The sequence below is a fragment of the Candidatus Protochlamydia phocaeensis genome (assembly GCF_001545115.1).
In the GTDB taxonomy this organism is placed as follows: domain Bacteria; phylum Chlamydiota; class Chlamydiia; order Chlamydiales; family Parachlamydiaceae; genus Protochlamydia_A; species Protochlamydia_A phocaeensis.
In genome coordinates this window covers 237,457-256,906 of sequence record NZ_FCNU01000011.1, presented here as the reverse complement: position 1 = coordinate 256,906, position 19,450 = coordinate 237,457, and the positions used below count along the sequence as shown (strand labels likewise).

Sequence of the window (19,450 nt, the reverse complement as noted above, 5' to 3'; positions counted from 1 at the left end):
ATCATGGAAGAAGAACAAGATATTTTTGAAGAAGAAAACACAGATGCGCTTCAATGGGATCGTCCGCACTATTTATTTAAAAAATCTCCTTTTATTCCCTATGTCTGTGAAGAGGGCCAAGAGAATATGACAGCTCCTTTCAATGCGGTCTGTATCCGCTTGGATGGGCGTATGCAGGCGGACTTGACATGGGAAAAGGCGCGAAAAGAGGCCCATCAAGCTGTTTTAGAAGGAAAAGTTTTACTGTGGGAGATTGAGCTTGGATTGTTCGATCAGCTGCCTTTTGCTTTGACAAATCAAACGCAATATCTGTCGCTATGCCTATCTCTGGAGCATTTCCGCGATACGCTATGGAAAGAATTTAAAGCTGTCACTCTGGGATTATCTCTCTATCGAGGAAGTGCGGATTTTAGCCGCCATTTTTCCTGGGACGATATTCAATTGCATAATTTACGAGAGTGGTTGGAAGAAGGCTTCAAAGATCAGCGCTCATTTAAAGAAGAAACCGGCCTTTCCCTCTCTTCTTTCGCCCATCTTACCCCGCAAGATTTAGAGCAGAGCGAAGGCGGTAGACAGCTGCTTAGGATTTTTTGCCGGGATGTGCGAATTGAATATTTGGCCTTATTGGCTTCTCGTTTGCCCGATGCCTTGCCCTGTTATTTATTCTTAGACGCCTCTTCCCTTAAAGATCGCCCTTTATGGCAGGCGCAATTACTTCATCCGGAAAGGTTTGAGCATCTCAATTTGGCGTTAAAGGGAGCTACGCTTCCTTTGGCGGCTTGGGGATGGGATTCTCCCTCCTTCTCTTATGGCTATGTAGGCAAGCAACCCGCTTTATATGTTCCGTTACCTAAAGAAATTAAAATAGGAATCTGCCTGCCTTCCATGTCTTGTTTTCGTCCGTCTTATTTTGATGGATTGGATCACGCTTTGCGCCGCTTGCTTGAACGTGCTGTACCGTTTCGTTTAATTGCTGAGGATCACCTGATTACGAATTGGGATGGACTGGATTATTTACTATATGCTCCAACGGGATTAAGCCATCAAGGAAAACGTAAATTGCAGGGATTTTGTGCTGCAGGGGGCACGGTGGTTTCGACCGGAGAGTGTCTGGGATTTCCTCAAGAGTTGATATTTAAGGACTTTTGCTTGCAATTGGAAGAATAGGTCTTGAATTGATAAGCATCTTCAAAAGGAAGATTGATAAAAATGAATAAAGTATTCATTTTTACAATTAGCTTTTTATTCCAATGAGGAGAAACTATGTCATTTGTCAAAGAGGGTCGCATGGCTCAACAACAGCCTTCTTTTTTAAATTATCCCGCAGCTGAAAAGCTTCAAGCGCTTGCTCAAAACCCTATTGATCTAGCAAAGCCTGGACAGTTGACTCCTGAGCGCTTGGCAACATATTGTAGCGAAGCTTGCGGTTTTAAGCTGTTATATGGAACTGAAAAAGTGACGGACGAAGTCATGCAAGCTCTGCAGCAGCTGGCTCAAGAGGCTCAGGTCTTGAAAAAGATGAATGCCATGCAGAATGGGGAAATCGTCAATCATATTGAGGGTTATCCGTCAGAAAACCGGCCTGCCTTGCATACGGCAACACGGGATTTTTTCGAAGAGCCTCGTACTGCTCCCAAGGCCAAAGAAGCTGCACTTTTGGCTAGGCAAGAGATCGATAAATTAAAGTCTTTTTTGTCCAAAATAGAGGTGGAAAATCGCTTTGATGACATTATTTCTGTAGGGATTGGCGGCTCAGACTTGGGCCCGCGTGCCAACTTTTTGGCCCTTGAGCACTTGCGAAAGGCTGGCAAGCGCGTGCATTTTATTTCCAATGTTGATCCAGACGATGCGGCCGGGGTTCTAAAGCAGGTGAAAGATTTAAAGAGAACGCTGGTTCTCGTCATTTCCAAATCGGGAACAACCTTAGAAACGGCAATTAATGAAGAGCTGGTATGCACCAGGTTTAAAGAGGCTCATTTAAATCCCCAAGAGCATTTTGTGGCCATTACAATGCCTGGCACTCCCATGGATAATCGCAAGAAATATTTAGAAGTCTTTCATTTATGGGATTGGATAGGCGGGCGCTATTCTACGACTTCAATGTGCGGAGCGGTCATCTTATCGTTTGCCTTTGGCTTTGATGTTTTTTGGGAGTTTTTAAGAGGCGCCCATGCCATGGACTTGGCGGCTTTGCAAAGCGATTTGCATAAAAACTTGCCATTATTGGCCGCTCTGCTTAGCATCTGGAATCGCAATTTTTTAAATTATCCCACGCTAGCGCTTATTCCCTATTCTCAAGCGCTTCTCCGCTATCCAGCCCATATCCAGCAGGTCGAAATGGAATCGAATGGGAAGCGCATCGATCAGCAAGGGCAATCTGTGAATTTTCAAACAGGCCCTGTCATCTGGGGGGAGCCCGGAACCAATGCCCAACATTCTTTCTTTCAATTGCTGCATCAAGGAACCGCAGTCATTCCGGTATGCATGGTTGGATTTAAAAAGAGCCAATATGGAAAAGACTTGGAGATTGAAGGAACGACTTCACAAGAAAAGCTATTGGCAAATTTATTTGCGCAGAGTCTAGCTTTGGCGACCGGGCAAACATCTGATAACCCAAATAAGTTTTTCCCGGGCAATCGTCCAACGCATATTTTATTAGGCGAGCAACTCACTCCCTTTGCATTGGGGGCTTTTTTATCTTTTTTTGAGAACAAGGTGGCCTTTGAGGGCTTTATATGGGGGATTAATTCTTTCGATCAAGAGGGAGTTCAGCTTGGCAAAGTACTGTCCAATAAGATTATTGAGCGGTTTGCGGCCCAGCGGGATCAAGCCCAAGACCGCGCCTTTTATCCTTTAGGCGATGCTTACTTGAAACATTTAGAGCATTTTCATTAGAATAATAGGCTTGCTTCAGCATTTGATATTTGCATCGGTAAATGCAGCAAAGGATATGTTCAAGTCCAAAACTGCCAAGTAAATCGCTGTGGGGGCGGCATGGGCCGCAGCCCATAGCCACCTCATCTCAACTATTTAAACCGCACAGTGCTCGAGACCGATGCGCTTGTTATGTTCCATTGCAAAACATATAAAACTTCAATTCCTCAAGAAGAACAATTTCTCTAAATCATGAGCATATTTTTTCAAATTGACATTCCCAAAAGAAGCCAGTCCTGCTCGGAAAAAGGAGAGCGCCTGCTTCCCGGCATGGAGTATTATTCCTTGTTAAGGGAAAATGATAATGGCCAGATAAGCAGGCAAGACTTTTGCGTTGCTTGTTGGGAGCAATTCAGCAGCCAGCAAGATCTGTCAAATAGCTCAGGCTATTGGAAATCAAAAATCGAGCCAAAAAAAGCGGCGCCTTCTTCCCGCTCTGAAAAAGCCTTAACGCTTTTAAAAAGCTTATTAGGCCAGGCCGCGCAGCATGAAGAGGAAATTTTTGTCTTAATTATTTTTTTATCTCATGCTAGACGCTTAGCTCTCAGGCAGGAATTTGAGAGCGAGGGGGCAACGTGGGGATTATATGAAATTCTTCAACACGAAGAGTTTATTAGAGCTAAAATCCTTCCCATTTCTCAAATTGAAATCGTTCGCATTCAGCAGGCAATTGCTGAAAAATTATCCCACATGACTTAATTAGATAGGCGCCCGAGGAAGATGCATGAAAGAGGATATAGAAGATTTTGCTACTTATTTGGTTGCCGAAAAAGGATTGGCTCTCAATACATTAGAAGCATATCGAAGAGATGTGTCGGTTTTCTTAACCTTTTTGGAAGGCCAGCAAGTAAAAGCCTGGGCGGACGTGGGGCTGGAGCATATTACGAGCTTCCTCGCGGACAAGCAACGGGGGGACTATGCCCCGTCTTCTATTTGCCGGGCCCTTATTGCGATTAAGGTGCTTTTCCGCTTTCTAAAAAGAGAAAGGCTCCTCTCTTCAAATGTGACGCTGCTTCTGGAGACGCCAAAGCTCTGGCAGCTCATTCCCGATGTGCTGACGCCGGAGGAGATGGATAAACTGATGCAGCAGCCTAATTGCCAGACAAAGGAAGGGGCTCGCGACCGGGCCATTTTGGAAGTGCTATATGCAAGCGGACTGAGGGCCTCAGAGCTATGCCAGCTCAAAATCCAGGATGTTGATGATACCTTTATCCGTGTTCAAGGAAAGGGCGGAAAGGAAAGAGTCGTTCCAATTGGAACGAAGGCCATTGCGGCCGTTGATCGCTATTTGGCTTTTAGGGACGCCTCTGCGGACGAGCGGCAAGACGCTCTTTTTGTCTCGCGAACCCATAAACCTTTAGATCGCATTCAGGTCTGGAGGCTTGTCAAGCTTTATGCCCGGCAAGCCGGTATTAGCAAATCTATTTCTCCCCATACCTTCCGTCACTCTTTTGCCACGCATTTATTGGATAATGGCGCAGATTTGCGCATCATTCAAGAATTATTAGGACATGCCCATATCAGCAGCACTGATCGCTATACGCACGTTAGCTGCACGCATTTGCAAGAGGCTTTTCAAGCCTTTCACCCTCGCCAGCATCCTATCCGATAATCTTCTTTATGAAAAAAATTATAAGTTGACGGGTGGTTGAATAATTGCAGCTTCAGAAGGGATTACAATAATTTCCTCAAGAGGAGTAGGCGCTGGATCGGGATTTCTTTGCCTTTGTCTGCCTAGGCTATTTTGATAGAGGAGAGCTCCCCATTGAGCAGAATAATATAAAGTAGCAATCACGATGGATGTCGGCATTGTCAGAACAGCTAATAAGCTTCCTCCGCCAAAGAATAAAATTTTCTCTAATAGAGAGCGGTGGGCATTATAGACGACATTGACTTTTTCTACGACTTCTCGCACTTGGCGATCGAAAACAAATCCAATGACAAAGCCTAAGGCAAAAAGATTGTGATGTAAATAAAAGAGAGGGGCCGTAAGAGCGACTTGCAATAAAATTCCCAATGCAACTCGATTAATTGCATTATTGATCGCATCTAAAATCGTCGAGACTCCATCTACAATTGAACCGAAAACAGTATGATTGCCGTAATAACGGATGGTTTCAATCATAAAATTCCTCCGCACCTTTTGCTTTGTCTGTATATCAAATAAATTGTCCAGGTAGAATCATACACTTTTTATTCTCTTCTGACAATAATATTCATGGATTATTGAGTGGGTGATTTTATTTTTATAATCTAATAATTTGACTGTTTAAAAATATTTTAATAAAATAAAAATAGCATTCCGAGGAAGCCATGAAAGATGATTTAAGCGAATTTCGATTATCGAAAAAAGTTAAAGAGAAGTTGAAAAATAAAAAATTGCTGCAGAAAGAATTGGCAGAAGGAAAAACGGCCCAAGAAATTCTGGGATTTTCAGATTCAACGATGGCAAAATTCTATGGCGCCGCTTATCAATTGTTTGAGCATAAGCGTTACGTTGATGCAGCTAATGCTTTTCTTTTTTTGGCCACTTTAAATCTCCATAATCATGATTATTGGCTCGGTTTAGGAATGGCAACACAGATGTGCCAAGATTATGAGGCGGCTATTGATGCCTATGAATTAGCGGCCTTATGCGATATCTCAAGTCCAGTTCCCTATTTTTACTTAGCTAAATGTCTATTTGCCATTCATGATCGCGAAAGCGCTTTGCAAGCTTTAGATTTGGCGATTGAAACATCTAATGAATTTGAGGAGTATGCCGAATTAAAGCGGCAGGCGCAAGAAGCCAAGCGTATTCTACTCAAGCATGATGGGTTTAATACATCCTCTTAGAGCGTGTTAAAGCCCATAATAACCGATATTTCGAGAGCATTTTCTCTCTATGAAGCCATAGGGGAAAAGAAGGCGAATCGAGGTCATTAGCGGTTTTTATAAATCCTTTTAGTGCCATTTTTGGTTTTACCTCTTCACCCCTGTCATTTTTGCCTCGCTCTTTGAATGGGCGTGCAAGGGCAACGCATAATGGAACGGTGCAGAGATAAAAATGGCCCAGCGATTCCGCATAAGTGAAACGTGGATACCATTAAATAAAGCCATTAATTGCTGTAACAAGAGGGAAGATATCCAGCTTGCTATCATCGGAATAATGAAGCTATTGAACGAATCTTTTTATTCTTTGCGTATCTACGCTTATCCCAAGGGTAGGCCTGCTTGATCAATAATAGAATTTTCAAAAATATTTATTTGCATTTCATCAGCCGCTTTTGGAGCGGCTGATGCGAAAACAATTAAGGCATTTGGGAAATTTTTTGTTTGAGAAGGTCGTTGACGAGTTGCGGAGAGGCTTTGCCTTTGCATAGCTTCATCACTTGACCGACTAGGAAGGCAAATGCTTTATCACGTCCGGCTTTAAAATCGACAACGGATTGTCCGTTCTCGGCTAAAACCTGATCGACAAAGCGCTCAATCTCAGCTTGGTCGTTCAGAGGCTTATAATCAGGATTGGCCGCCACGATTTCCGCGGGGTCCTTTCCTGGCGCAGCGACCATGTCATCCGCAACGCTTTTCGCAATGCGCCCGGTGATGGTTCCTTTTTCAATAAGGTTAATTAAAGAAGCGGCATGTTCGGGCTTAATGCCGATGGTGATCACATCTTCTCCACTCTCTTTTAATCGCCCGGGAAACTCGACGAGCAGCCAATTGGCCAGGCTGCGGGCGTTCGAGCAAGAGTTGAGCGCTTTTTCAAAATAATCCGCTAGCGCTTTTTCGCTTGTCAGGGCAAACGCATGATGGGGGGATAATCCCAGCTGGCGGACATAGCGGCGCTCGCGCTGTAGAGGCAGCTCCGGCAGCCCTTCTCTGATTTCTTCAATGTATTCGTCTGTTAAAATAATGGGAACTAGGTCCGGCTCCGGGAAATAGCGGTAGTCATCAGCAGATTCTTTGCGGCGCATTAAGACCGTCTCTTGTTTTTCTGGATCCCAGCGATAGGTCGCTTGTTCGATCACCTGATCATGCGGCAGGTGGGGATTATCTAAATACGCTTGAATTTGCCGATTGATCTCCGATTTTAAAGCCATTTCCATAAAACTGAAAGAATTCATATTCTTAATTTCAATTTTATTGCGGAGCTTGTTCTCTCCTTTTAAACGGACGGAGACGTTAGTGTCGACGCGCAAAGAGCCTTCTTCCATGTTGCAATCGGACGCATCGATATATTGCAAAATGGCTTTAATGGCCATGGCATATGCCACCGCCTCGCGAGGGGTGTGAATGCAAGGCTCCGAAACTATCTCGATCAAAGGGCATCCGGCTCGGTTATAATCAACGCCTGCAAAAGTGGAAAAATGCTTCAGCATGCCTGCATCGTCTTCCAGATGAACGCGGTTCACGGCAAACGATTTTTCTTCGCCATCTACTTCTGCAATGACAGTGCCTCCTAGGACAATAGGCTGGTCATATTGTGTAATTTGGAAATTACGCGGGCTATCGGGATAAAAATAAGATTTACGGTCAAATTTGCTAAATTTGGCCACTTTGGCTTGGATGGCGCAGCCAAATTGGACAGCCTTGCGTACAGCTTCTTTATTGAGCACGGGAAGTGCGCCTGGCTGTCCCGTACAGACTTCTGTAATATTGGTATTTGGATCATCTCCGAAATGATTGGGGGCAACGCTGAATAATTTTGATTTCGTATTTAGCTCAACGTGGATCTCTAAGCCAATGACGGCTTCCCAATCAGAATGCGAAGGATGGGGGTATTTATGGCTCATGCAGGATTCTCCTCTTTGACAAGTTCGGGGATGGCATTGCGAATGGGTAACGCATTTTCTAGAATATGAGCGACGTTTAAAACGTGCCTATCATGCTTTTGAGGGCCGATCAATTGCAAGCCCATGGGTTTGCCATCTTGGCTAAAGCCATTGGGAAGGCTAATGGCCGGAAGGCCTGCCAAGTTAATCCCGATGGTATAAATGTCTTCTAAATACATCTGCAACGGATCTTTAATTGCCCCGATTTCAAATGCTGCAAATGGAGAGACTGGGGAAGCGATCAGATCGCATTTATTGAAGGCAGCTTTATAGCTGCGCAAAATTAAAGTGCGCACCTTTTGCGCCTTTTTGTAATAAGCATCCTGATAGCCTGCGGATAGAACGAATGTCCCCAGCATGATGCGCCTTTTGACTTCAGGGCCGAAGCCTTCCTCTTTAGAGAAATCATAGACCTCTTCGAGCGTCTTGGCCCGTGCGGAGCGCTGCCCGTAGCGAATGCCGTCAAAGCGCGCCAAATTGGTTGATGCCTCGGCTGTCGCTAAAATGTAATAGACTGCAACAGAGTATTTGAGAATGCTCAAGTCTACTTCGACAATTTCGGCGCCTAAATCCTTCATCAAATCAACGGACTGTTGGAAAACCTTCTTAGGCTCATCAGCCAGTCCTTCTAAAAATTGCCATGGAATGCCGATCTTCATTCCTTGAATGGAAGAAGTAAATTGGCTCAAATAAGCTTCAGGATCTTGAGGGATGCTGGTCGAATCTTTTTCGCAGTGTCTTCCAATCACTTCCATTAAAAGGGCAGTGTCTGCCGTGTTGGTTGCCAAAGGTCCGATTTGGTCGAGCGAAGAGCCGTAGGCCACCAGGCCATAGCGAGAAACCCTTCCATAAGTCGGTTTGAAACCAACCACCCCGCAGAATGCTGCTGGCAGGCGGACAGATCCGCCCGTGTCGCTGCCTAAAGCTAGAGGGGCCATCCGTGCAGCTACAGCCGCAGCTGAACCGCCGGAGGAGCCTCCTGGCGTACAAGCAAGATTCCAAGGATTGCGGGTTTTTTGCAGCGCAGAATTCTCGGTCGATGAACCCATGGCAAATTCATCCATATTGGTTTTACCGATGATCAAGGCATCTTCGGCCAAAAGCTGATCGATGACGCTGGCTTGATAAGGCGCGCGGAAATTGGTCAGAAATTTGGAGGCGCAAGTGGCGATTTCGCCTTTAACAAGAATATTATCTTTAATGGCAATTGGAAGGCCGGCAAGCTTACCCAAAGGCTGATTGCTTTTTCTTTTTTTATCCAATGCTTCTGCCTGAGAGAGGATTTTATCTTCATAGACTTTAATAAAAGCGCCGACTTGGCTTTCATACGTTGCTATGCGGGCTAAGTAATGCTGGAAAATCGAAACCGCCGTTAACTCTCCCCGAATAAACTTGTCTCGAATTTCAATAGCTGAAAATTTGTACATGGATCCTCTAAAGCTTAATTTTGTTTGATGACGGGCGGAACGCGGATCATTCCTCCAATATGCGAAGGAGCGTTGGCTAAAAAAACTTCCCGATCCAAGACCTCGCCTACGGCATCTTCCCGCATGACATTCGCAATATCATCTAAAACATGATTGCAAGGCTGCACATTTTCCGTGTCAATCTCTTGAAGCTGTTCGATATAATCTAAAATTTTTTTCAAATCTTTTAATAAAGACTCTTGTTCTTCTTCTGTGCAATCAATGCGACAAAGACGCGTCAATTTTTTTATTGTTTCCTTATCTAATTCAGCCATTTGCCCTCTAGAAGTAAATAATATGAATGTAAATATTCTAATAGGGAGAGGGAAAATATGCAAGGTACACGATACAGGGGATTTGAAAAGTTCAATAAAAAGGAAATTTTGAAAGTTAGACGTTATTAATGCATTTGCAAAATTAATATTGCAATTATGAGAAATGTTTATTTAATACTTGAAATAGTTTGTTGATTAATTTTTAAGGATGTGAGTTTGAGTTTTTGGGATTATTTATCTATCTAATGATTTAAATGGGCCTCCCCTTTATCGGCTTTTTCCCACTCGCGCTTTAGATGCCAAGCTATTGGCGGCGGGCTCTAATTTAATAATGGCAGAGTATCGGACAAGCGTCTTTGCAGAAGTAAAGGAAAAATCGTCAGCAGGTTCCTCTAAAAAATTTCATTCAAATGCAGGGAATTTTGTCCTTAGAGAGTGTATGAAAACTGCTTATTTACCTGAGTTTGGGAATGCCCGGCGTTTATTTGAAAGGGAGCCTAAACAAGCTTGCCTGGTTCCAACAGATGAGCATATTCAAGTCACCCAAACCCTTTTAAATCTGTCATTATTAGATGGATGATATAGAAAAAGCTTGCTATCCGATAGACAAGCTTTTTCTATAAAGAGAATTCAAGTTAGAAGAGTCTTAAAAAACTGCTAATGGCTTAAATCCGAGTGCTAGGGAGAGATGATCTCAAATAGCCATCCTTATTTTAGATCGATTGTTCGCAGGTTTCTTATCAATTCTAGCTGCTCTCTTGATACAATGATTAGGGTTTTGCAGCGAGCAATTAACAGTTGAAGCTCTAAGGCTGCTGCTGGAGGAATGGGAAGATGGGAAGCTAATTCTTTATATTTTAATTCAACATCCTCTTTCGCTTTTTTTACTGCCTGCTCTGTCATATCGGCCAGTTGGCTATGAAGGTCGGTGAATTGCGCTTCGTATTCTTCTTTAAATGCTTGGATAGACAAGGGATTCTTTAAAGTTTCAATCTGTTCTCTGACCTGATTGGCTAGAACCTTTAAGCTTTCTCCCGCGTTTTTTAGCTGTAACTCTTCTAAATTCAAGTCGCTATCGAAAGTATTTAAAAAGAGATGAAATTTTTCAAAGTACTCTTCCTGATGATTCTCTAGTTGATCTAAAGATTCTCTCACTTCTTGTTCCTTTTGAATACCTGAAGAGGAAAAAGAGGAGGGATCAAATTCAATACGCATAACAAACCTTTTATATAATAAGAAATTTTCTTCTTATTTTAAATGATTTATTAAATTTTTTAAATAAATTTATTTTGTTTGCTTAATTGTTTGTAAATGTTTTTCTATAATTTCCAGTGTTGCATTAGATTTATAAAAATTGTAGGATAACCTCCCTTTGGTAACAAAAACATAGGATAATAGTATGAGCAATGGAATTCGACCTTTGACTGCGGATCAAGTTCAGCAGATTCTGTATGACTGCGAGCAGCCGATGGTGAATTATAATAAAATTGGCCGGATTACTGGGGAAGGTTGGTGGAACCGCTATGTTTGCCCTTTGGTAACTCATGATGTAGAACCTAGGTTATTGCAGTTGACTCGAATCCTAAATGCGTCGATTGAAGGATTAGAAAAAAAGGCAGTGAAGTTTTTTGATGGGGCCAATTCAGACCCTGCTTTTCGCCAGCAAGCAGAGGCTTATCGCAGCCGTTTTCAACCCTATTTACAGTTAGCAAAATTAGTCGAGCAAGAAATTGAAAGATTGCAGATGGTGGATCCGGAGTTAAAGAGAGAGTATGATAAGCTGAAGCTGCAAGAAGTGGGATTCCGCTACAGATTGAGGGAGTGCAATGGGGGGATAGATCCGCTTGCAGAACCAGATCCTGCTTGTTTGGCCCAGCTGATCGCTTCTGCCCAGCAATGGAAAAATCAAGAAAAATTGGCCATCAACAAAGAACTTAATGCTTTAGAAATAGACCAATTAAAAAAAGCTGCTTGCTATCCAGAGTGGGTGGCTTTGCTGCTCAATAATCCGTCGTATCGGAAGAATTTTTTTGGTTGGGCCATTCGCGATTACAATCCTGTCGATGCTTTTATTGAGTACAATCATGCGCGAAAAAAAATCAGGGCAGCTCTTTTATCGAGTCCTTTGGGGAAGGTGCGCAGTCTTAATCAGGAAATGCTGGCGATTGAAAAGATCGCAACGGAAGTGACTGGGGTGACTAAAAAAGTATTGACTTTGCCCGTTTACGATTGCGATGGAGACTTTACCGTATTCGATCCTGCCAAGCAAAAACGCATCAATATTTTAAAGCCCGATAAGGAGATCCATTTTGAAAATGGCAGCTATCATCTGACAGTAGACGAGCTATTTGAATTATCGGCAAGAAGAAATTTAGAAGAAGTCAATGTAAATTTATCTGCGTGGGGATTTGTTAATTTTCATCCTATACATGGCAGGTGGAATGCGAATACGCAAAGTTATGATGCGCCTCCCTATAAAACATGGACAGCCGATAATTGGATGAATCATGTGCCGCCGACCGGCCTTGTCTCTCAAGAAGAATTAGAGCGGCAATATGGCGAGGAAGTAAAAGGGCGTACTTTTTTTTACAAAGCTGCAGCAACGCGTCAGAAGCCCGATCTCACGGCTCTTGATTGCCACGGGTTTTGGCAGTTATATATTGCTATGGGCAATGGACAATGGAAAGAGCTCAATGTGGGAGTTTACGCTTATCGCTTTCAGCGTGGATTATTAGACGGACTAATGATGTTTTGCGATACAGTGGTACGTGTATTATGCTTGCTTGATCAAAATGGGGCTTATACGCATCGGCAATTAGCGACTTATCCTGTTTTTCCTACGGAAGAAGAGAGCAAGCAAGTCTTGCAGCGCATTTTTGCTATTATGACTACAAGCGGAGTTTTTCAATTTGCCGGCAGAAATTGCGCCTATCGCGTACAAAGAATCGGCGAAAAATGTGTGCAAAATCTTCCCAATCTTTTCCGTATGCCCATTACGCGAGTGAAGTCGGGCTTTGCTCCTTTAGATATTATTTTAGCTTGGGCTGATCGCCAGGCTCAATGGCTGAAGTGGGTAGTGGTGACGCTGATCCATAATCTTTTCCAATCCAATCGCGGCCTATACATTACAAGACTGCGAGAGCGGAATGGCCAGCAAGTGCAGGAAGAGGTGCGGTATTCAGTTAACGATTATTTAAATGAAAGGCATGAAATTCACAATCCTGCCTATTTAGCGCATCAAATTGCTCAAGCGAAGGCAGGGGAAAACAGTCCGTTCGTCAAAGGCGAACTTTCATGGGGGCATACCGACAGAAGGATGGCTTGCGCAGCACAAGGGCTTTCTGCAAGTTCAACTTCCGGATCCTTGCCTGGGCCGCTTCAGGTAGGAGATATTCCTATTCCCAATTTGGTGACTTCATAGTTGCTTAAATAAGCCAGCCGACGCATGGCAAGCTGGGCTGGCTATGGCTCTTTTGCGGCAGAAGCAAGCAAAAGAGCCGAAAAGGGGAGCCAAAAGGTCTAAAGCTTTGAGTCTATGTCCATTTTATAGTCAGATAAGCTTGAAAGAAAACCGCAGAATTTTTGATAGCCAAATTGGTTTGCAAGGTCAAGCGGTTGTTTGCCGTTAGCGTCTTGAATTTGAAAATTATCTAAACTGGCTAATGGGCGGCACAGGGTAAGATAATGGGTTTCGCATAACTGAAATACATCTGAATGGGAGTCGATCTCATAGACTTCTAAAACGTTTTCGATCCTTTTCAGCGAAAGAATGACCATATGCAGGACCGTCTCTTGCTTCTCATTTTGCTCATTTTTATCAATGCTCTCAGAAAAAAGTTCAAACTGTTCGCGCATTAAATCGAAGCGGTTATTTAATTGTTCAAAAAGAAATTCGGGATGTTCTCCATGATCTCTAACAAGATTGTGTACATAGGTAAAATGCGCGATTAAAAAGGCTTTAAAAAGATGGTTAAGGTACGTTTTGTCTTGCGGATCGGTATAGATGAGCAAGGCAGGGAGCATTTTTGGATAAAAATGCAAAAGATTATTTAAGTTAATTTCATTTTTTAATTCTGGCTGATAATCAAGAATGACTTGAAGTGTCAGGAGCCATTTAGGAAATTCGTCATAGATTTCATCCGCAGTCTCTTCGTCTAGATTTGTAAAAAAATAATTCACAAGCGCTTTTAGTGTGTCTTTAGGAGTGTCTTTAGGCAAGGACTTTAAAAGGTGCCTGAGCATGGCTGGATTGGCATGCTTGCATGCGATTTGTAAAGGAGTCTCTTCATTTTGCTCATCTACTTGAAATAAAGAGCAGCCTCGCTCCATTAAAAGTGTTGTAAAATGTAGCCAGGCTTGCATCTCTTCTTCGTCCATCTTATTCTCATCGAGCCTGCATAAAGCGTGCAAAGGAGTATCGCAAGGATTGTGCGGATTTGTGCAGGGAAGGGGAGGCTGGTGCGATAAGAGCTGATGCAAAATACCGAAATGCTTATTGCTTGCCGCTGCTTCTAGCAAGATAATGCCATCCTCTTGAAGTTCGAGAGGATTGAGTGCCAAGCAAGCTTGCATTAATTCAGGGAAGTCATATAGCGCACTTGTGTACAAAAATTCCCATTTTTCTTGCATCGGGCTTAAATAAGCGATCAGAGAGGCATCGGAAATAAAAAGGTTTTTAAAGGTATAATACGCCAATTTTCTCTCTTCATTTTGCATTTCGGTGCTAAGGAGCATCAAAAAGACGTGATGGCGAAGGTGTGTCAGTTCGGTATGTTTATTGGCGTCATGAAAAGTATAGGCAATCTCTTGAATCAGGTAGCGCGCTTCTTCTTTCTTTTCTTCGAAGTAAAGCTCGGCTATTTTGGCATACCATTCCTGAAAAAGAACATGCATCTGGGGGCGCAGCTCTCCTGGGACCGGCACAAGATATGCCATGGGAGCAAGTTTATTCGCTTTATAGTGTCTGATCGCTAAAATGCCATCCGCCACAGAAGAAATGCGATAGCCTAATTCCTTCAAATTCCATCTAATAAAAGGGAAATTTAAAAGGCTAAAACGCGCCCGCATCACAGCAAAAGCATCCGGATACTCTTTAGTTGTACGGACAGGCTCTCTCCAAATGCGCGCGTGGCATAATTTCCATCCTTCAAAATAAGCGTCATGGCAAATCCCATACCAGTTTTTGCACACACGGCTGGCGGATCCAAGGGTTTGCTCGTCGGCATAAGAAAGAATATGGGAAATTATTTCATTTGGTAAATAAATTGAACAAGTATTTATATTATTCATAATTAATATTTTTTTTATTTGTTTTTAAATTTTATTTCATTAAATTTTTAATTTTTTTTGTTGATTATATGTTTTGTTGGTTTAATTGTTCAAGTTATTGTTTTTTTTATTTATTTTATTTGTTAATAATTAATTTAATTAATTAGTTAATTAAATTAATTAATCTCATTTCCTTTGTTGAAAATAATGCGATAAATCCCCATCTTGATATTGTTGGACGTTTGGCGATTGAGAGGGCCGATTAGTTAGCAGGGGCTTAAAGGAGCCAGGCACTGGTAAGTCGCTATTCATGTGAAAAATAAAAGGAGTGGAATGGAGAGTTATGTCGATCAAGCCTTCGATTGTATGGTTTAGACGGGATTTGCGGCTTGAAGATCAGCCTGCTTTGATGGCTGCTATGCGGAAAGGAGGACCGGTCATTCCTTTATTTATTTGGGCTCCCGAAGAAGAAGGAGAATGGGCACCTGGGGCTGCCAGCCGGTGGTGGTTGCATTATTCGCTTGCCAGCTTGCAAAAAGAGTTATCGTCCTTAGGGCTTTCCCTTGTTATTCGTCAGCATTTATCTCTCCAGGTTATTTTAGACCTGATCAAACAAACGGGGGCTGACAGTGTCTTTTGGACGCGTCGCTATGAGCCGCTTATTGTGCAGCGCGATGCCTCTATTAAGGCGGAGCTGCAAAAACAAGGAATAAAAGCGATGAGTTTTAATGGCTCTTTGTTATTTGAGCCTTGGACTGTTGCCAATAAGCAGAGTCATCCCTTTCAAGTCTTTACTCCTTTCTGGAAAAAATGCTTAAGTTTGGGAGAGCCTGAGCCTCCGCTGGAAAGGCCGTGTGCAGCGCTGGCCTATGCGGAAAAAATCGATTCGGACTCTTTAGAGGATTTATCTTTGCTTCCCAAGATTCGCTGGGATGCGGGCCTTGAAGAGATGTGGTGCCCAGGTTCGAAAGGAGCGCGTGCTCATCTTGTAAATGGGTTAGAGCATATCATTGGCCATTATATGGATATGCGCGACCGTCCGGACTTGAAGGGGACGACCGAGCTATCACCTTATCTGCATTTTGGGGAAATCTCTCCTCGCGTGATTTGGCAGGGAGTACGCCAGAAGTTCGGCTATGAACATCCAGGGGCACAAGCGTATTTAAGGCAGCTGGGGTGGAGGGAGTTCGCCTATCATTTGCTTTATCATTTTCCCCGCACTCCTAGCTTTCCTTTGAAAGAAGCCTTTATGTCTTTTGCCTGGAACCGTCCGGGGCCAGCGCTAAAGGCATGGCAAAAGGGACAGACCGGCTATCCCATCATTGATGCCGGGATGAGGCAGCTATGGAAGACAGGGTGGATGCATAACCGTGTGCGTATGATTGCAGCCTCTTTTCTGGTTAAAGATCTATTAATTCCCTGGCAGGAAGGGGCAGCGTGGTTTTGGAACACATTGGTCGATGCCGATTTGGCCAATAATACGCTGGGCTGGCAGTGGGTCGCTGGCTGCGGAGCGGACGCTGCGCCTTATTTCCGCATTTTCAATCCCGTGTCTCAAGGCGAAAAGTTCGATCCTCTTGGACATTACGTAAGAAAGTGGGTGCCGGAGCTTCAATGGCTTCCCGACAAATGGATCCATCAGCCTTGGGCCGCTCCTGATGAAATCATCAGGCGAGCAGGCGTGCAGCTTGGCATCGATTATCCAAACCCCATTGTTGATCACGCGCAAGCTCGCGAAAAAGCGCTTGAGGCTTATGCCAAACTCTAAAAGATTTTAACCTTATATTAGCTGGAATAGATGGATACGAATAAGAAAGCCATTTTATTGACCGGAGCGACAGGATATATTGGAGGAAGGCTTCTTAAGCTATTGGAAAAAGAAAATAATGATTTGCGCTGTCTGGTGCGCGAGCCGCACAACCTGGCAGGCCGTCTTGATCCTCGGACACGGCTTGTCAAAGGCAATGTTCTAGACAAGGATTCCTTGCTTGGAGCGATGCAGGGGATTGAGATTGCCTACTATCTTGTTCATTCGATGGGCGCTGATAAAAATTTTCAAGAACAGGACAAGCAAGGGGCGATTTACTTCGCAGAGGCTGCTTCCGCCTGCGGGGTAAAAAAGATTATTTATTTAGGCGGGTTAGGAGACAGCAGCCGGCAGCCGCTGTCTTCCCATTTAGAAAGCCGGCAGGAAGTTGGAGAGTGTTTACGCGCTAGCGCCCAAGGTGTACAAGTGTTGGAATTTAGAGCTTCCATTGTCATTGGGGCGGGAAGTTTGTCTTTTGAAATGATTCGCGCTTTATGCGAGCGCCTTCCCATTTTGATCACTCCTAAATGGGTATGGACATTGGCCCAGCCGATTTCCATACAGGATGTCTTGGTTTATCTGCGCAAGGCAATAGATATAGAAATGGTTGGGCATCAAATCTTTGAGATTGGAGGAAAGGATCAAGTCTCTTATGGTGGAATTATGATGGGGTACATTCACCAGCGCGGACTGCATCGCTGGTTAGTGCCTGTTCCCGTGCTGACTCCTCGCTTGTCTAGCCTTTGGTTGGGGTTGGTTACTCCTTTATATGCACGAGTGGGGCGTAAGTTGATTGAAAGCGCTAAATATCCCACCGTTGTGACTGATGATCGGGCCGAGCGTTTATTTCAAGTCCATCCGATGGGAATTAAAGAGGCGATTGCTCTTGCCCTAGAGGAAGAAGATCGGCAATTGAGAGAGACACATTGGGCAGATGCGCTTTCTTCATCAGGCGTGCAGCCTGTTTGGTCTGGGGTGCGTTTTGGCAACCGCATTATAGATATGCGCTCTATTCACACATCTGCTAGTCCGGAAGATGCTTTCACTCCTATACGCCGTTTAGGGGGCAAGGCCGGATGGTATTATGGCAACATCCTATGGCGGATAAGGGGGTTTTTAGATTTGCTCGTGGGAGGTGTTGGATTGAGGCGAGGAAGACGCGATCCGAATCAGTTGCGGGTTGGAGATTTTTTAGATTTTTGGCGTGTGGAAGCCATTGAGCCCAATCATCGTCTGCTTCTCAAAGCCGAAATGAAGCTGCCGGGAAGGGCTTGGCTTGAATTCATCGTTGAGCCAACTTCTCATGGATCGCTGATTCGGCAAAGCGCCATTTTTGATCCCGTCGGACTTGGCGGACTTCTATATTGGTATGTGCTTTATCCGATTCATCATTTCATTTTTATAGGAATGTTGAAAGGAATAGCCAAAGAGGCCGAAAAAATTAGCCTTCGTGGTGCTGATAAACCAAAAAAGAGCAGGTGGAGATGAATCAGTTTGAGCAGAGCTGTCTTTTTAACTTCCCGGCACAGGAAGTGTTTGATTGGCATAAACAGCCTGGCGCCTTTGAAAGGCTGAGGCCGCCTTGGATGGATATTGAAGTGGTCGATCAACAGGGGCAAGGCATTCAAGATGGCGTGCGGGTAACGATCAAAGCTAAGCTAGGCGCCATTAGTGGGACGCAAGAAATTGTGCATTTCGATTATATGGAGGGAAGGCAGTTTAAAGATAGGCAGCTCAAAGGACCTTTTTCTTACTGGGAACACAGCCATCTTGTTAAGGCCTTAAATGCCCAGCAGTCGCAAATGGAAGATGTGATCCAATACATTCTTCCCGTTGGATTACGCCCTTTTGAAGGGATCATCCATCCCTGGCTTCAGGGACAGCTCAAGCGCGTCTTCAGATATCGTTATGCAACTCTTAACCAAGATCTAAATAGACATCAAGGAGCGAAGCCAATGAAAATATTAGTTACAGGATCTTCCGGTTTGGTTGGATCGGCTTTGATTCCCTTCTTAACAACAGGCCATCATGAGGTAATCAGGCTTGTTAGGGCGCGGGCAGATCTGCGCTCTCACGAAGTCGCCTGGGATCCTGAGCGTGGAATTATTAATCCTGAATTATTAGAAGGGTTAGATGCTGTGATACATCTTGCCGGGGAAAATATTGCGGGAATATGGACGTCGCGAAAAAAAAAGCGCATTTTTGAAAGCCGAGTGCAAGGCACCCGTTTGCTTTGCCGGGCCCTCAGCCAGCTCCACTATCCCCCTTCCGTGCTCGTCTGCGCCTCAGCGGTTGGCTATTATGGCAATCAAGGAGATCATATCCTGACTGAGAAGAGTCCTAAAGGACAAGGGTTTTTAGCCGATATCTGTGAGCAGTGGGAAGAGGCCACGCAAGCCGCTAAAGAAAAGGGAATTCGAACGGTCAATCTCCGGATAGGAATGGTGCTAAGTCCCAGAGGAGGAGGATTAAAACAAATGCTGACGCCTTTCAATCTCGGATTGGGGGGCGAAATGGGGAGCGGGGAGCAATATATTAGTTGGATTGCAATTGACGATCTAATTGGAGCTATCTACTATGCTCTGCGCCAATCCTCCCTCTCCGGTCCTGTCAATGCCGTTAGTCCCCATCCCGTGACTAATCGGGAGTTTACTTCAATTTTAGGAAAAGTATTGCATCGTCCGACTGTCTTTAAGATTCCCTCTTTTGTATTAAAATGGATATGCGGGGAAATGGCGGATGAGGTGCTGCTGGCTAGCCAAAGAGCGCTGCCAGAGGAATTGTCCGATAAGGGATTTCAATTTTATTATCCCAATTTAGAGCAGGCGCTGAGGCGTCTATTGGGAAAAGAAGAATAAGAGAAGGCTTAGAGAAGCCTTCTCTTTT

16 protein-coding genes are annotated in these 19,450 nt (G+C 44.0%); 10 read left to right on the top strand and 6 right to left on the bottom strand.

Going from position 1 to position 19,450, the window contains the following annotated elements; genetic code table 11:
• Positions 1-3 precede the first annotated feature (3 nt).
• The 4 genes from BN3769_RS04815 to xerD all read left to right on the top strand — a co-directional run bounded on the left by BN3769_RS04815 (position 4) and on the right by xerD (position 4,546).
• Positions 4-1,167, top strand: coding sequence for a hypothetical protein (locus BN3769_RS04815; RefSeq protein ID WP_068468128.1), 1,164 nt, complete (start codon positions 4-6; stop codon positions 1,165-1,167).
• Between the two features lie 96 nt (positions 1,168-1,263).
• On the top strand, positions 1,264-2,895 hold the full coding sequence (locus BN3769_RS04810; protein ID WP_195155553.1) for a glucose-6-phosphate isomerase: 1,632 nt from the start codon (positions 1,264-1,266) through the stop codon (positions 2,893-2,895).
• 231 nt (positions 2,896-3,126) lie between these two features.
• A complete protein-coding gene (locus BN3769_RS04805) occupies positions 3,127-3,633 on the top strand; it encodes a hypothetical protein (RefSeq protein WP_068468126.1) in 507 nt (168 codons plus the stop codon).
• A gap of 25 nt (positions 3,634-3,658) precedes the next feature.
• Positions 3,659-4,546, top strand: a complete 888-nt coding sequence (gene xerD / locus BN3769_RS04800; RefSeq protein WP_068468124.1) for a site-specific tyrosine recombinase XerD — start codon at positions 3,659-3,661, stop codon at positions 4,544-4,546.
• Positions 4,547-4,564: 18 nt separating this feature from the next.
• Here the strand turns inward: xerD and BN3769_RS04795 are convergent, their stop codons facing one another.
• Positions 4,565-5,059 carry a hypothetical protein gene (locus tag BN3769_RS04795; RefSeq protein WP_068468122.1) on the bottom strand — a complete coding sequence of 165 codons (495 nt, stop codon included), beginning with the start codon at positions 5,057-5,059 and terminating at the stop codon, positions 4,565-4,567.
• Between the two features lie 188 nt (positions 5,060-5,247).
• Here BN3769_RS04795 and BN3769_RS04790 point away from each other — a divergent pair, with 188 nt between their 5' ends.
• On the top strand, positions 5,248-5,769 hold the full coding sequence (locus tag BN3769_RS04790) for a SycD/LcrH family type III secretion system chaperone (RefSeq protein ID WP_068468119.1): 522 nt from the start codon (positions 5,248-5,250) through the stop codon (positions 5,767-5,769).
• A gap of 455 nt (positions 5,770-6,224) precedes the next feature.
• Here BN3769_RS04790 and gatB read toward each other — a convergent pair whose 3' ends face one another.
• From gatB to gatC, 3 genes are read right to left on the bottom strand one after another with little or no spacing between them, the layout of a single operon-like run.
• Positions 6,225-7,709, bottom strand: coding sequence for an Asp-tRNA(Asn)/Glu-tRNA(Gln) amidotransferase subunit GatB (gatB, locus tag BN3769_RS04785; protein WP_068468117.1), 1,485 nt, complete (start codon positions 7,707-7,709; stop codon positions 6,225-6,227).
• Positions 7,706-9,175, bottom strand: a complete 1,470-nt coding sequence (gatA, locus tag BN3769_RS04780) for an Asp-tRNA(Asn)/Glu-tRNA(Gln) amidotransferase subunit GatA (protein ID WP_068468115.1) — start codon at positions 9,173-9,175, stop codon at positions 7,706-7,708. Before gatA ends, gatB begins: the two co-directional genes overlap by 4 nt.
• Before the next feature lie 14 nt (positions 9,176-9,189).
• Positions 9,190-9,489: an Asp-tRNA(Asn)/Glu-tRNA(Gln) amidotransferase subunit GatC gene (gene gatC / locus BN3769_RS04775; protein WP_068468113.1), complete on the bottom strand. Its 300-nt coding sequence runs from the start codon at positions 9,487-9,489 to the stop codon at positions 9,190-9,192.
• 439 nt (positions 9,490-9,928) lie between these two features.
• Here gatC and BN3769_RS14680 point away from each other — a divergent pair, with 439 nt between their 5' ends.
• On the top strand, positions 9,929-10,069 hold the full coding sequence (locus BN3769_RS14680; protein WP_154017821.1) for a hypothetical protein: 141 nt from the start codon (positions 9,929-9,931) through the stop codon (positions 10,067-10,069).
• Between the two features lie 128 nt (positions 10,070-10,197).
• On the opposite strand, the gene BN3769_RS04765 is transcribed toward BN3769_RS14680, so the two are convergent.
• Positions 10,198-10,704, bottom strand: coding sequence for a hypothetical protein (locus BN3769_RS04765; protein ID WP_068468109.1), 507 nt, complete (start codon positions 10,702-10,704; stop codon positions 10,198-10,200).
• 184 nt (positions 10,705-10,888) lie between these two features.
• On the opposite strand from BN3769_RS04765, the gene BN3769_RS04760 reads away from it, so the two are divergent.
• Positions 10,889-12,910: a hypothetical protein gene (locus BN3769_RS04760; protein WP_068468107.1), complete on the top strand. Its 2,022-nt coding sequence runs from the start codon at positions 10,889-10,891 to the stop codon at positions 12,908-12,910.
• A gap of 98 nt (positions 12,911-13,008) precedes the next feature.
• Here the strand turns inward: BN3769_RS04760 and BN3769_RS04755 are convergent, their stop codons facing one another.
• Entirely contained in the window at positions 13,009-14,778 is a 1,770-nt protein-coding gene (locus BN3769_RS04755; protein WP_068468105.1) for an F-box protein, read from the bottom strand.
• Between the two features lie 322 nt (positions 14,779-15,100).
• On the opposite strand from BN3769_RS04755, the gene BN3769_RS04750 reads away from it, so the two are divergent.
• From BN3769_RS04750 to BN3769_RS04740, 3 genes are read left to right on the top strand one after another with little or no spacing between them, the layout of a single operon-like run.
• A complete protein-coding gene (locus tag BN3769_RS04750) occupies positions 15,101-16,525 on the top strand; it encodes a cryptochrome/photolyase family protein (RefSeq protein ID WP_068468103.1) in 1,425 nt (474 codons plus the stop codon).
• 30 nt (positions 16,526-16,555) lie between these two features.
• Positions 16,556-18,052 carry an SDR family oxidoreductase gene (locus BN3769_RS04745; protein WP_068468101.1) on the top strand — a complete coding sequence of 499 codons (1,497 nt, stop codon included), beginning with the start codon at positions 16,556-16,558 and terminating at the stop codon, positions 18,050-18,052.
• Positions 18,049-19,422, top strand: coding sequence for a TIGR01777 family oxidoreductase (locus BN3769_RS04740; RefSeq protein WP_228840616.1), 1,374 nt, complete (start codon positions 18,049-18,051; stop codon positions 19,420-19,422). Before BN3769_RS04745 ends, BN3769_RS04740 begins: the two co-directional genes overlap by 4 nt.
• Positions 19,423-19,450: the final 28 nt, after the last annotated feature.